This is a genomic window from Streptococcus sp. NSSLK0004, from assembly GCF_059039125.1.
The window spans coordinates 243,161-257,127 of record NZ_CM180142.1 but is presented as its reverse complement, the minus strand read 5'-3'; the positions used below and the strand labels follow the sequence as shown (position 1 = coordinate 257,127).

Genomic DNA, 13,967 nt, shown 5'->3' with positions numbered 1-13,967 from the left:
AGATAAAACTGCAAAAAACAAAAGAGGTTGAATAGCTTCAACCTCTAGAATCAATGCGAAAAACAAAGGATAATCCCTTATCTTCTAATCGCTCTGTCCTTTTACCTGAGAGTTTCAGTAGTTTTACTTTTCCAAGCAGAACTACCTTGCCCCTTCGGTGCCTCATGGTCTCTCCAGAGTTCCGTCCCTTGAACAGTCAGCTATCTTTCTGCCCAATATCAACCGGTTATTCAGTTTTATCTGTCTCTATTCTAGCCTAATTTTCCTAAAAAATCAAGTGCATTTTCTGAAAATTATGACAAAAGTCCCAAAAACAATCCATATCCTGCTTCTTCCATTTCTTCTCGTGGGATGAAGTGGAGGGCTGCTGAGTTGATGCAGTAGCGGAGACCGCCTTTATCACGCGGTCCATCATCAAAGACATGACCTAAATGAGCATGACCAGTCCGACTGCGGACCTCGATACGGTTCATACCGTGGGAATTATCTTGAAAATAGGTGGCAACTTCCTTACTGATTGGTTTGGTAAAGGACGGCCAACCGCAACCTGAGTCAAACTTATCTGTGGAGAGAAAGAGCGGTTCACCAGTCGTAATATCGACGTAGATCCCAGCTTGATCGCTATTCCAAAACTCATTCTCGAAGGGTCTTTCCGTCGCCGCCTCCTGAGTAACTTGATACTGGAGGTCGGTCAAGCTGTCTTTCAAGACTTGCTGGTCTGGCTTTTGGTAGTCAGTGACATCAATAAGAGGAACCTTGGCCTGTCCAAGATCAATATGGCAGTAACCTTGGGGATTTTTCTTAAGATAGTCCTGATGGTAGTCTTCGGCGGGGATGTAGTGGGCAAGAGGCTCTACTTCAACGGCTAGGGGGCGTCCGCCAAAGAGCCGGCTCTGCTCGGTCATAACTGTCTCAATGGTCGGCAAATCAGCTGGATCTGTATAGTAAATACCCGTCCGATATTGGCGACCTTTGTCAGGACCCTGTTGATTAATCGAAAGGGGATCAATGACACGGAAATAATAGAGGAGAACGTCACGAAGGGTAACCAGGTTTTCATCATAGGCTAAATAGACTGTCTCCGCATGGTCTGTTTGTTTAAGTAATTGGTAGTTGGTCGTCTCCACCTGTCCATTAGCATAGCCAACACTTGTTTCGAGAATGCCTTCAATCTGAGAAAAATACCCCTCTAATCCCCAGAAGCAGCCTCCTGCCAAGTATATCTCTTTCATATTTCTTCCTTTCTGTACAGAAAAAGGCTGAGTATGACCTCAACCTGTCTTGGTATCCTAGGCTATTTCTGCCAAGATTGCTTTAAGTTGGTCTTTAGTATGCACACCTGCTACTTGCTTGACCACTTGTCCGTCTTTTTTGAACAAGAGGGTTGGGATAGACATGATGCCGAATTGACGGGCTATATTTGGGTTCTCATCTACATCCATTTTGTAGATACGAAGCTCATCTTCGTCCACTTCCTCTGCCAACTGTTCCAAGATTGGAGCTTGCATGCGGCAAGGGCCACACCAAGGTGCCCAAAAATCAACAAGAACAACACCTTCTTGTGTTTCTACTTCAAAGTTTGCATCTGTTACTACTTGTACCATATCTGTCTCCTTTTCTGTTTTCTACCTTCATTCTACACCAAAAGAAAAGAGAATGCGAATATTTGCTACGTAATAGGAGAGGCGATAGGTATGCTAAGAAAATGGTGACCCGAAAAACGTATTGGTCAAGCCAAACCAGTTCGCAGTGAGCGAGTATGGACCAGGAAGTTGATTCTCTTGTCAAACTCACTTGTAGCAAGGGGACAAGCTTACCGAATGTTTGCTACGGGATGAAATACAAGATAGATAATCCTGTGAAAATTTCCATTTGAAATGTAGCTAAGATAAGCCAAACTGGTCCGCTGGGATACGGGTGCGGGCTAGGTGATGGTTCTTCCTGTCAAATCCACCACGTAGGTTAATTCTTGATAGACATCCTCTATGTCAAATAAATCCAAGTCCGCTTCTTCGCTGACCACATAGACACCTTCTCTGAGATAGTAAGGAATAGGCTGTCCTGTTTCATCTGAAAATGTCAATCGTCCGCGATCTAAATCAATTCCGAAACGGAGGATGGGACTATCTTTTGGCGCACCAACTACTAGATAATCTGAACAAACCAACTGCCCACCCCATTTTCGATACAAATGATTGGCTGCATCTCCCTCTCTAGTAAAGATAGCCAATTTCTCAACAGCCTGCTCACGTAATTCCTGCTCTGCTTTTTCAAATAAAGCCTGAGCAATGCCTTGTCCTTGATAATCCGGGTGAACCGCTAGATTGGTAAAGTAAGCTGTTCGCGTACTTGGTGCGTAAATGTAGGACTGACTACATTCTTCTGTGTAAACATCGATATCAATCAACCCTACAATTTGTCCGTCTACTTCTGCTACCCACTCCACACGGTAGTCATAAATGTCTGTCAGTAGGTCTGGTTTTTCAGTTTCTCGGTCATCAAAGAAGGGAGAAAAGAGGTAGCTAAGTGCCTTGCAGTAAACCCACCCCTTTTCATCGCTCTCTTGGTATTTTCTGATAATCATATCAACCTCTTTTAGCTTCATTTTACTTAAAGGTCACAATGGTACAGCCTGAGCCACCTGCATTTTGTGGCGCATAGCCAAACTCTTTGACCTGCTTGTTGCGGCGAAGGTACTTGGTCACTCCTTCACGAATGACCCCTGTACCGATACCATGGACAATATCTACTTGCGCCAAATTGTTGAGAAGAGCTTGGTCGATAAATTCATCCAGTTCCATCATAGCTTCTTCATAGCGTTTGCCACGGAGATCTAAGCGGGCTTTTGGACCTCTTACATTGGCACGTTTGACCGTGTGAACCTGGCGTTTCTTAGGTTGCTCTGCCTTGTCCGCCTTGACCAATTCAAACTCATCTTTAGCCAAGGTCATCTTAATCAAACCAACCTGAGCTTCCCAACGACCGTCCTTAAGCTGATTAGTCAAGGTACCACGTTGCCCATAAGCTGTAACGATAATATCATCGCCCACCTTGGCCTCCCGCTGAATTTTGGCCTTCTTCAGAACCTTATTTTTAGACAAGTCCACCACTTCAGGTGCCAGTTTTTTCAGTTCTGCCTTGGCTTCAATAATCTGGTGGGGTTTTAGACTAGCAGCGGCATGGAGATTTTTGAGAATGTCCTCGCTTTCAGCCAATGCCATATCAACAATTTCCTTAGCTTCCAAGCGTGCCTTGTTGAGCTCGTTTTCTCGCTCACGATTAAGCTCATCATAAAGCTTGCGTAAAGCTCGGTTCATCTTGAAATTCTCTTGTTCCACCTCTCGAATGTTATCTAGGCGACGGCGACTTTCTACCGTTTGATGTTCCAACTTCTCGATAATGCGATTGACATCACCATCTGTATCCGTCCAAGACTGTGCAGACTGGATGATGAGGTCTGACAGACCGAGTCGTCGTGCTATTTCAAAGGCGTTTGAGCGACCTGGAACTCCCTGCATGAACTTATAGGTTGGACGCAGGCTATTGGTATCAAATTCCATGCTGGCATTTTCAATACCAGAGGTTTCTATCCCGTAAGCCTTGAGCTCTGGATAGTGGGTGGTTGCCATGGTCTTGATTCCCCGCAAACGAAGGTCGTCTAAAATCGCCATCGCCAATGACGCCCCCTCCTGAGGATCGGTACCAGCCCCCAACTCGTCAAAGAGAATGAGAGAATCTTGATCTGCTTCCGCTAAAATCTGCACCGTATGGGTCATGTGACTAGAGAAGGTGGACAAGCTCTGTTCAATGGATTGCTCATCACCAATATCTGCAAAAATTTCCTTGAAAATAGCAACTCGACTGCCCTTGTCTGCTAAGATTGGCAAGCCAGATTGAGCCATCAAATGGGTGAGCCCCAAGGTTTTAAGCATGATAGTCTTACCACCCGTGTTGGGACCTGTGATCACAATAGCCGTCAACTGGCTACCGAAATAGAGGTCGTTTGGAACAGGCTGAGCAATCAGAGGATGGCGAACATTGAGCAAAGCAATATCCTGCTTCTCAGATAGTTTTGGCACAACTGCTTGATGGTCACGCGCAAAAAGATGTTTAGCACGGACAAAATCCAAATGTCCAATAATCCAAGCGTTGTTACGAATCACACCACTATGTGGACGGAGCATATCTGACAATTCCTGCAAAATACGATTGAGTTCATGGCGTTCTTCCGCACGCAGGTGACTGATTTCCTCGTTCAAGGCCACCACAGCACGAGGCTCGATATAAACAGTCGAACCAGACGATGAAATATCATGGACAACACCTGCAATTTTATTGCGATAAGTATTTTTGACAGGAAGGACATTGCGCCCATTACGACTAGCCAAAATGCTATCCGACAACATATCGCTCTTGTTCTTCAAAATATCCTGCATGACCTGACGAACTTGGTCTTCGGCCTCACGGATTTTTCTACGAATACGAGCCAGTTTTTCAGAAGCAAAGTCCTCTACAAAACCAGCATCATTGATGGACTGAAGAGAACCCTGTAAGTGAGGGAAAAGTTCAATTTTCTCAAATAGTTTGTCTAGCTGACTAAGGCTGACATTTTCCAGATTCCCATAAAAATCCAAGAGTGATTTAGACACTTCCAAGACCTTTTTCACTGCTAATAGCTCCGTGATATTGAGGTCTGTATCCAATTCCAAGCGGCGCATGGCTGGATTGATGTCAGTGGTAGCAGACAAACTAAAATAAGGATTTTCTACAAAAATCTGCGCTATATCTGTCAATTCATCAAAAGCCTGTTGGATACGGTGAACCTCCACCATGGGCTCCAACTGCCGCAACTCTTCTAAGCCCTGCTCTGTTAGGAGATAGGGCTCAATTTTTTGTCTAACCTTGTGAAATTCAAGGGTTTCAATAATTTTATTATTCATATTTTTCCTATCAAAAAGAGTAAGGTTTAACCTTACCCACTAATATTTGCAATCCAAAGTTGCTTGTAAAAGCTACTGGTAATTGGTGTGTACTGAATAATGGCATTGGCCAAAAAACTATCGTGTAATACATTCTGGACAGTTGATATTGGAATAGTTGCGAAAATTGTCAGTACAATCTGAATTGAAATCAAAGTTACAAGGACCGACAGTCCCCCACTAATCAGATTTGTCATTTGACTGTCTGGATTAGCAAATTCTAAAAGGTGGACAAAGATACCTATAAAGCGCATCACAATATAGACAACTATATAAAGAACTAGAAAAGCTAAGCCAGCATAAAAAATACTATCTAAATCAAACAAATAGTTTTCAGCAAAGAAATAATTCTCTGCTCCCTCCGTTGCATTAGCAAACGGAACCCAAAGATAGAGTAGACCCGCCAGATTCTTATACGACATCGTCGCGACAATTAAGGCTAAAATACTTGAGAAAGTGTAATAAACTTGCAAGACTAACCCACGACTATAACCGATGTAGAAAGACCAAGCTAAGATGATAAGAATGATTAATGATACCATAGCCTAATCCTCAAGCTCGTCCAAATCGACCAACGTCAGATTCTTCTTCAAAACTTTTTCCTTCATACCAGCTAGCTCAATTTCTGTCTTCTCAAAGACCTGTTCTCGTGTCAATTGTACAGACAGTGCATTGATAGCTAAAAGTAAAGCCAAGGTTTCTGAATCTGCTGTCGGCATTTTTTCTTGTAATGCCTGATACTTTTCCTGGGCTACACGCTCAATCTCTTCCATAAAAAGATTGTCATGTTCTGTTGTTAATGTCAATTGCTTCTCGCCAAATGTAAATTTATATCGATTTAAGTTTGCCATAATTAAAATATACCTCGTTTCCTATTATACCCTAAAATATGAAATTTGACCATTTAGAGCGAATGCTTACGACGGGCAAAATCAACAAAACGGAATTTATCAATCTTATGTCTACTTTCTGTGTATTGGAACTGTCGTGTATCTCCCAAGTAGACTTTCGATTTGATTAGCACCAAGAAATCATCTTGAATCTGCATCAACTCTCGTTCTTCTCGACTAGTAGGTTCAACTGTAATTTCTTTTTGAGCATATGCAATATCAAGACCTAACTCATTTTCTAGATATTCATAAATGGACCGCTCCGCTATGGCCAACATCAAATCAGGAACCAGTTCACAGGAAAGGTAGTCTGTATCAAGTACGGATACCTTTCCGTTAATAGACCGAGTCCTAACAACCTTCCAAACCTGACTATAAGTCTCAAAACCAGTTAGCTGAGATAAATTACTATTCATTACAATTTTCTCTAAGCTGACAACTTGTGTCTGACTCGACAAATGGAGAGCTTGAGATAATTCGTGATAAGATGTCAGGCCAGAAATTGGAAAGTTAAGGAGCTCTTGTTTGAGCACCAGCGAACCTCGCCCCTGCACCTTTTGAATAAAACCAGCCTCCGTTAGCAGAGACAGTGCTTTTCGAATCGTATCACGACTAACACCATATTGGTTTCGCAATTCCATCTCCGTTGGTAAGGAACTTCCTGCTGGATAAATATTTGTACGGATTTTATCTTTTAAATCACTATATATTTCTTGGTATTTTTTCATTCTAAAACCTCATCTATTGACTACGTTCTATCTTACGACATCACTATTATAACAATTTTTTTAAAAAATTTAAAAAAAGGCTTGCATTATTTTTTGAAATCGGATACAATAAAAACGCAAACGAAATTTGTACGTACAAATTTTAAAAAAGACATACTTTCGGGGATATGTCTAAAAATAAAATATAGGGTGACGGATTCCATAAGCCGTCTAGAAGGAAAAATATATGGGAAAATTTGAAAAAGAAGCTAAACAGCTCTTAGACGCGATTGGCGGAAAAGAAAACGTCAATGCAGTAACGCACTGTGCGACTCGTATGCGCTTTGTTCTCGCTGATGAGAAAAAAGCAAATGTCAAGGTCATTGAAGACATTCCTGCTGTAAAAGGAACCTTTACAAACGCAGGTCAATTCCAAGTTATCATTGGTAACGATGTGCCAATCTTCTACAATGACTTCACAGCTGTATCTGGTATTGAAGGCGTATCAAAAGAGGCTGCTAAATCTGCCGCTAAGAGCAACCAAAATGCCATCCAGCGTGTCATGACTATGTTGGCGGAAATCTTCACTCCAATCATTCCTGCTCTTATCGTCGGCGGTTTGATTCTCGGTTTCCGTAACGTCTTGGAAGGCGTTCAGATGGAGTGGCTTGGACAAGCTATGGAAGATGGGAAGCTGGTTTTTGATAAAGAGGGCAATCCTGTATGGAATACCATTGTTCAGGTTTCTCCATTCTGGAATGGTGTCAACCACTTCCTCTGGTTGCCAGGTGAGGCTATCTTCCACTTCTTGCCAGTAGGTATCACTTGGTCTGTATCTCGTAAAATGGGAACTTCACAAATCCTTGGTATCGTACTTGGTATCTGTTTGGTTTCTCCGCAGTTGCTCAATGCCTACGCTGTGCCAAGTACAGACGCCGCAACCATTGCTAGCGAATGGTCTTGGAATTTCGGTGCATTTAGCGTTGCCCGTATCGGTTACCAAGCGCAGGTTATCCCTGCCCTCCTTGCAGGTTTGACCCTTTCTTACCTAGAAATCTTCTGGCGTAAGGTTGTTCCAGAAGTGGTATCCATGATTTTCGTACCATTCCTATCCCTTCTTCCAGCTATCATTTTGGCCCACACTGTTCTTGGTCCTATCGGTTGGACAATCGGCCAATGGTTATCAACAATTGTCTTGGCTGGTTTGACTGGTCCATTGAAATGGCTCTTCGGTGCGGTATTTGGTGCCCTTTACGCTCCATTCGTTATCACTGGTCTTCACCACATGACAAACGCTATTGATACACAATTGATTGCGGACGCTGGTGGTACTGGTCTATGGCCAATGATTGCTCTTTCAAACATCGCTCAAGGCTCTGCAGTATTTGCTTACTTCCTTATGAACCGTCACAATGAAAAAGAGGCTCAAGTCTCACTTCCTGCAACTATTTCTGCTTATCTCGGTGTTACTGAACCAGCCCTCTTCGGTGTTAACGTTAAATACGTTTACCCATTTGTAGCTGCGATGATTGGTTCAAGTATTGCTGGCCTTCTCTCTGTTACCTTTAACATTCAAGCTGCTTCTATCGGTATCGGCGGTCTTCCAGGTATCTTGTCTATCAAAGCTGAATACTGGGGTGCATTCTTAATTGCAATGGCAGTTGCGATTGTTGTCCCAATGGTGTTGACAGCTGTTTTCAAACGTACAGGTGCATTTTCAAAAAAAGAAGAAGTAGTTGAAGAAACTGTCGTAGTAACAGAAACCATCGTTGAAACTGGTTCTGCTATCGAATTGATCAGCCCACTTACTGGTCAAGCCAAAGAATTGTCACAAGCTACTGACCCAGTATTTGCATCAGGTGTCATGGGACAGGGTGTCCTTATTGATCCGAGCGAAGGTGTCTTGGTTGCTCCAGTTGACGGTGAGGTATCCGTCCTCTTCCCTACTCACCACGCCGTTGGTATCACTGCTGCAAATGGTGTTGAACTTCTTATGCACATTGGTATGGATACAGTTGGATTGGAAGGCAAAGGCTTCACAGCCCATGTCAAACAAGGTGACAAGGTCAAAGCTGGCGATAAATTGATTAGCTTTGACATCGAAGTCATCAAAGCAGCTGGTCTTGTCGTTGAAACTCCAGTTATCGTAACCAACCAAACTGATTTCACTACAGAAGTGATTGGCGACCTTCCTCGCTCAGTAGAACGCGGTCAAGCGATTTTAACAGCAACAAAAGCATAAAACAAAATAAGAGTAAAGAGTTGGTGACCCCAACTCTTTGCCATTGATACAAACAAATCCTATAGAAAGGTACTAGAATAACTAATTGACATTCGTCTTTTATAAATATTCTTGGTAACAAAACCATGACCATCGACAAACGAAAAGTTGTTTATCAAATCTATCCTAAATCTTACAAAGACACTACCGGAAATGGAGTAGGGGATCTTCGTGGGATTATTGAAAAACTCCCTTATCTAAAAGAGCTAGGCATTGATATGATTTGGCTCAATCCCTTCTACCCAAGTCCACAGCGTGACAACGGCTATGACATTTCAAACTATACAGCGGTCAACCCTGACTTCGGTACCATGGCAGACTTTGAAGAAATGGTCTCTGTCGGCAAAGAATTGGGTATCGACTTCATGTTGGATATGGTTCTCAACCACTGCTCAACAGACCACGAATGGTTCCAAAAAGCCCTAGCTGGCGATACCTATTACCAAGACTTCTTCATTTTGCGTGACCAACCAACAGACTGGATATCCAAATTTGGTGGCAATGCCTGGGCACCTTTTGGTGACACAGGGAAATACTATCTCCACCTCTTTGATGTGACCCAAGCTGACCTCAACTGGCGTAATCCTCATGTGCGTGAAGAGCTGTTCAAGGTGGTCAACTTCTGGAAAGACAAGGGAGTCAAGGGCTTCCGCTTTGATGTGATTAACTTGATTGGTAAGGATGAAGTTTTGGAAGACTGTCCAATTAACGACGGTAAGCCTGCCTATACCGACCGTCCGATTACTCACGACTACCTCAAGATGATGAACAATGCTACTTTTGGAGCAGAAAAAGGATTCATGACTGTTGGGGAAATGTCTGCTACTACTATTGAGAACTGCATTCTCTATACGGCTCCTGAACGGGAAGAATTGTCTATGGCTTTCAACTTCCACCATTTGAAAGTCGACTACAAGGACGGTCAAAAATGGACCATTATGGACTTTGATTTTGAGGAACTCAAACGCCTCTTCCATACTTGGGGGGAAGAAATGTCTATCGGAAATGGTTGGAATGCTCTATTCTACAACAACCATGACCAACCACGCGCCCTCAACCGCTTTGTTGATGTTAAAAACTTCCGCAACGAAGGGGCAACCATGCTAGCCGCTTCCATCCACCTCTCTCGTGGCACACCTTACATCTACATGGGTGAGGAAATCGGTATGATTGACCCTGACTACGATAGTATGGAAGACTATGTGGATGTGGAGTCAATCAATGCCTATCAAATGCTTTTGAATCAAGGTCATACACCAGAACAGGCTTTCAAAATTATTCAAGCTAAATCACGCGACAACTCTCGCACACCGATGCAATGGGATGCTTCTGAAAATGCTGGCTTCTCAACAGGAACTCCTTGGCTGAAAGCTGGCAAATCCTATCCAACCATTAACGTTGAACAGGAAAAAACAGGCCCAATCTTTACCTTCTATCAAGAACTGATCCGATTGCGGAAAGAACTCCCTCTGATTTCAGAAGGGGACTACAAGGCAGCCTATAAGGATAGCCAGAAAGTCTATGCCTTTGAACGCTTGCTAAATGGCGAAAAACTGTTGGTCCTCAACAATTTCTTCGCAGAAGAGGTTGAACTAGATTTGGCAGACGACTACGCCCACGGCCAAGTCCTCATCAGCAACTACCCTGATAACAAACTCGGTAAGAAAATCACCCTCAAGCCCTATCAAGCATTGGCGATTTTAGTCAAATAATCAACAAAAGAGGAGTTCGCTCCTCTTTTATGATAGAATAAAAATAAAAATCGTAAAGGAAACAATTATGCTCCAAGAATTTTTGAACAAGGTCAACAATCCGATCCTGCAAGATAAACTAGAAACCATCTTCCAGCAGATTCAGAAGGAATTTCCTAGCCTGACAACAGAGATTAAGTGGAACCAGCCCATGTTCATCATGGACGGGACCTTTATCATCGGCTTCTCCGCAGCCAAGGCCCATATTTCTATCGCACCTGAAACGGTTACTATGGAGGCCTTTGCCAAGGACATCAAGGAAGCAGGCTACGAAGCAACTTCCAACCTCTTCAAAATTAAGGAAGACCAAGAAGTCAACTGGGACCTACTCCGCTCTATCATCGCCTTTAATATGGAAGAAAAAAAGGGTTACGATAAGTTTTGGAGATAGGCATGTGACCTAGACTATAAAACAAAACAAGCCCTGATTAAATCAGGGCTTATTTTAGGAGAGAATGAAAAAGAAAAATTTAGGATAGGTATAGTATAAGCCTGTTTGCTTAAACAAAACTAAAAGGTGAAACTGATAAACAAGGGATAACTAGCTAATATGCCAAGGTTAGATAGATCCATTGGTCAGATGAAAGCATCCAAAAAGAGTGTCATATTTTTTGTACAGTTTGATTGAAGCGTATAATACTGTAATTCCGGATAGTAGAAATAGTGTAGGTAGTAGAAAAGTCGTAAAACTCAATGAAATAAGAATACCTACAAATCCAAATACATCGTCCGCTATAATATGCATATTTGTCAGATAAAATAGAATGGCACTTGTACAGAGAAACATGACCCCAGTTAAAACAAGGGACATAAATAATATATATTCTTTTTTAAAATACATAGCAACTACCTCCAACTATTTGTAATCTACCATCAGTATACAACAATCCTCAGGAAAGCACCAGAAAATATGGTAAGTTTGGTCCTACTTAGAAAACGAGAAGGACTAATAGATAAAAACGAAACACCCCCGACTAAATCGGAGATGTTTCTAGGAGATTATGAAAAAGAAAAATTTTAGGATAGGTATAGTATAAGCCAGTTTGCTTAAACAAAACTGAACCTTCCCTATTCAATTCTCCCATAGAATCTCTACTTTTTCCTCACTCATGATAAAAAAGTAGTTCAGTAGATTAAATATCTTCGTTCTCACTTCCTCATCTTGTTCACTGGACAATTCTTTTTCTGTGACTAACCGTATGGAAATAGCATCATCTTCTATAAGCGGTTCTTGATAAAGAGGCCTTTGTGTGATTGACGAATGTTTCAACATTATCATATGTATAAGACTAGGTAAAAGAAGCTTATTTTGTAAAATTTCAGCATTCTCAGGACGGATGATTAGTTTCATTTTCCCTCTTTTCTAATTTAAATAAACTTATGAAGACACGCCAATTCGGCTCACATCTCCTCTGGATAAACCAAGCCCCATTCTTTACGGAGTTGGGTCATGATCTCCATGACATCTTGGGTAAATGCTAGGTGCATAGTGTTTTCGATGCCCGCGACAGCTTTTTCCATATCGGCCACTTCATAGGCAAGGGCCTTGGCTGTTTCGCCAGCCTCAATCACTTCCTGATGACCATCTTCTGTGTAGGTAATCACCGCTTTCTGCCCACGAGGATACTCGTAAAGCTCGATGTAGCCCTTGTCGTAGGCAATAGTGCCCCGTTTTGGCTGTTTGGCATGAAGGGTCAGAGCGATGGTCGCCATTTCTCCTGCATCATTGCTGAGCAAGATACCTACCTGTTCGTCAACACCTGTCGGAGCCAATTTAACCTGTGACAAGACCTGGCTAGGCTTTTCTGTCATAAACCAACGGACAAAGGACAGAGCGTAAACACCAATATCCAAGAGGGCCCCGCCTGCCAAGTTCCTATTGAAAAAACGGTTGGTCATGTCGTATTCCTTGTAGCTGCCAAAGTTCATCTGAATCATCTTCAAATCTCCAAGCTTGCCACTGGCAACCACTTGGCTCAACTGACGATAAATTGGCATGTGGAAAATAGTCATGGCTTCTGCCAAGATCACCTGATTTTCTTCTGCCAACTGAATGGCTTCTGCCAATTCTTCTGCATTAAGCGTAATCGATTTTTCACACAGAACGTGCTTGCCTGCTGCCAAAGCCTTGCGTAAATAGTTAATATGGGTATTGTGCGGCGTAGAGATGTAAATGATGTCTACCTCAGGATCCTCGAACACTTCATCGATTTCCTGATAGACCTTCTCAATTCCGTATTTCTGTGCAAATTCCACACCCTTATCATAGGTGCGGTTGGCTACCGAATAAAGATTTCCTCCCATAGCCTGTAAAGCCTGAACCAGTTCATTAGCAATAACACCTGTTCCCAGAGTCGCCCATTTATACTTCATTTGCACTTCCATAGTGTACCTCACTTTCTTCTACCATTATAGTAAATTCCACCCTTTTCTGCACACTCTAACTAGCATTTGTGTTACAATAAGAACATGAATACCGTTGTACTAAAGGCATCTAGCCAGCAAAAACAAGCCATGATGGCTCACTATGACCGCTATCGGCAGACCAGCAAAAATCCTTACATAGAAGCATTTTTCAAACTGACTGGTGCCAGCCTGTCCATCTACACTTCTGGAAAAGTCGTTTTTCAGGGGGAAATGGCAGAGCAGGAAGCAGGACTCTGGGGCTATGAACCAGAAGGCTCTGAACAGACGACCAATCCTGGTCAAAACCTGCCCATGATTGGGACCGATGAGGTTGGAAACGGGTCTTATTTTGGAGGTTTGGCAGTCGTTGCTAGTTTTGTCCGTCCAGAAGACCATGCCTTTCTCAAGTCGCTTGGTGTGGATGATTCCAAAAAGATGACAGACCAAAAAATCTGCCAAATCGCACCACTCTTAAAAGAAAAAATCCTCCACCAAGCTCTGCTATTGTCCCCGAAAAAATATAACGAGGTTATCGAGCAGGGCTATAATGCAGTGTCAGTCAAGGTCGCCCTACACAATCAGGCTATCTACCTCCTCCTACAAAAAGGAGCTCGGCCTGAGAAAATTGTCATTGACGCCTTTACTTCTAGCCAAAATTATAAAAAATATTTGAAGAATGAGGCAAATCAATTTACCAACCCGGTTACTCTGGAAGAAAAAGCCGAAGGGAAATATCTAGCTGTTGCCGTTTCATCCATCATTGCAAGAAGCATGTTTCTGGAGAATTTGGAACAACTAGGACAAGTAGTTGGATTGACACTACCATCCGGTGCTGGTAGTAAGTCAGACCAAGTCGCAGCACGTATTTTAAAACAATATGGTATGGCTGGCCTCAATGAGACTGCCAAACTCCACTTTGCCAATACACAAAAAGCCCAAAAATTGTAAACTAA

Annotated in this window: 13 protein-coding genes and 1 riboswitch; of the genes, 4 read left to right on the top strand and 9 right to left on the bottom strand. The window is 42.6% G+C overall.

Annotated elements, in window-relative coordinates:
- Positions 1-83 precede the first annotated feature (83 nt).
- Positions 84-187: riboswitch (glycine riboswitch) on the bottom strand.
- Between the two features lie 106 nt (positions 188-293).
- From msrB to treR, 7 genes are all read right to left on the bottom strand, one after another.
- On the bottom strand, positions 294-1,232 hold the full coding sequence (gene msrB, locus AC4CS8_RS01470) for a peptide-methionine (R)-S-oxide reductase MsrB (protein ID WP_493893213.1): 939 nt from the start codon (positions 1,230-1,232) through the stop codon (positions 294-296).
- Positions 1,233-1,289: 57 nt separating this feature from the next.
- Complete coding sequence (gene trxA / locus AC4CS8_RS01465) at positions 1,290-1,604, bottom strand: thioredoxin (RefSeq protein WP_493893212.1); 315 nt, start codon at positions 1,602-1,604, stop codon at positions 1,290-1,292.
- Positions 1,605-1,924: 320 nt separating this feature from the next.
- Positions 1,925-2,584, bottom strand: a complete 660-nt coding sequence (locus AC4CS8_RS01460; RefSeq protein ID WP_493893211.1) for a GNAT family N-acetyltransferase — start codon at positions 2,582-2,584, stop codon at positions 1,925-1,927.
- Positions 2,585-2,606: 22 nt separating this feature from the next.
- On the bottom strand, positions 2,607-4,940 hold the full coding sequence (locus tag AC4CS8_RS01455) for an endonuclease MutS2 (RefSeq protein ID WP_493893210.1): 2,334 nt from the start codon (positions 4,938-4,940) through the stop codon (positions 2,607-2,609).
- A gap of 32 nt (positions 4,941-4,972) precedes the next feature.
- Positions 4,973-5,521: a CvpA family protein gene (locus AC4CS8_RS01450; protein WP_493893209.1), complete on the bottom strand. Its 549-nt coding sequence runs from the start codon at positions 5,519-5,521 to the stop codon at positions 4,973-4,975.
- Between the two features lie 3 nt (positions 5,522-5,524).
- Positions 5,525-5,830 carry a hypothetical protein gene (locus AC4CS8_RS01445; protein WP_493893208.1) on the bottom strand — a complete coding sequence of 102 codons (306 nt, stop codon included), beginning with the start codon at positions 5,828-5,830 and terminating at the stop codon, positions 5,525-5,527.
- A gap of 53 nt (positions 5,831-5,883) precedes the next feature.
- Positions 5,884-6,597, bottom strand: a complete 714-nt coding sequence (gene treR, locus AC4CS8_RS01440) for a trehalose operon repressor (protein ID WP_493893207.1) — start codon at positions 6,595-6,597, stop codon at positions 5,884-5,886.
- 226 nt (positions 6,598-6,823) lie between these two features.
- On the opposite strand from treR, the gene treP reads away from it, so the two are divergent.
- The 3 genes from treP (at position 6,824) to AC4CS8_RS01425 (ending at position 10,999) form a co-directional block, all read left to right on the top strand.
- The gene (treP, locus tag AC4CS8_RS01435) at positions 6,824-8,818 is read left to right on the top strand and encodes a PTS system trehalose-specific EIIBC component (RefSeq protein WP_493893206.1); all 1,995 of its coding nucleotides are present in this window, start codon (positions 6,824-6,826) and stop codon (positions 8,816-8,818) included.
- Between the two features lie 125 nt (positions 8,819-8,943).
- Positions 8,944-10,569, top strand: coding sequence for an alpha,alpha-phosphotrehalase (gene treC / locus AC4CS8_RS01430; protein WP_493893205.1), 1,626 nt, complete (start codon positions 8,944-8,946; stop codon positions 10,567-10,569).
- 67 nt (positions 10,570-10,636) lie between these two features.
- Positions 10,637-10,999: an iron chaperone gene (locus AC4CS8_RS01425; RefSeq protein WP_493893204.1), complete on the top strand. Its 363-nt coding sequence runs from the start codon at positions 10,637-10,639 to the stop codon at positions 10,997-10,999.
- A 681-nt stretch (positions 11,000-11,680) separates the two neighbouring features.
- Here AC4CS8_RS01425 and AC4CS8_RS01420 read toward each other — a convergent pair.
- Both AC4CS8_RS01420 and AC4CS8_RS01415 read right to left on the bottom strand, forming a co-directional pair.
- The gene (locus AC4CS8_RS01420; protein WP_493893203.1) at positions 11,681-11,959 is read right to left on the bottom strand and encodes a hypothetical protein; all 279 of its coding nucleotides are present in this window, start codon (positions 11,957-11,959) and stop codon (positions 11,681-11,683) included.
- Positions 11,960-12,009: 50 nt separating this feature from the next.
- Entirely contained in the window at positions 12,010-12,993 is a 984-nt protein-coding gene (locus tag AC4CS8_RS01415) for a Gfo/Idh/MocA family protein (RefSeq protein WP_493893202.1), read from the bottom strand.
- An 84-nt stretch (positions 12,994-13,077) separates the two neighbouring features.
- Here AC4CS8_RS01415 and rnhC point away from each other — a divergent pair, with 84 nt between their 5' ends.
- Complete coding sequence (gene rnhC / locus AC4CS8_RS01410; RefSeq protein ID WP_493893201.1) at positions 13,078-13,962, top strand: ribonuclease HIII; 885 nt, start codon at positions 13,078-13,080, stop codon at positions 13,960-13,962.
- Positions 13,963-13,967: the final 5 nt, after the last annotated feature.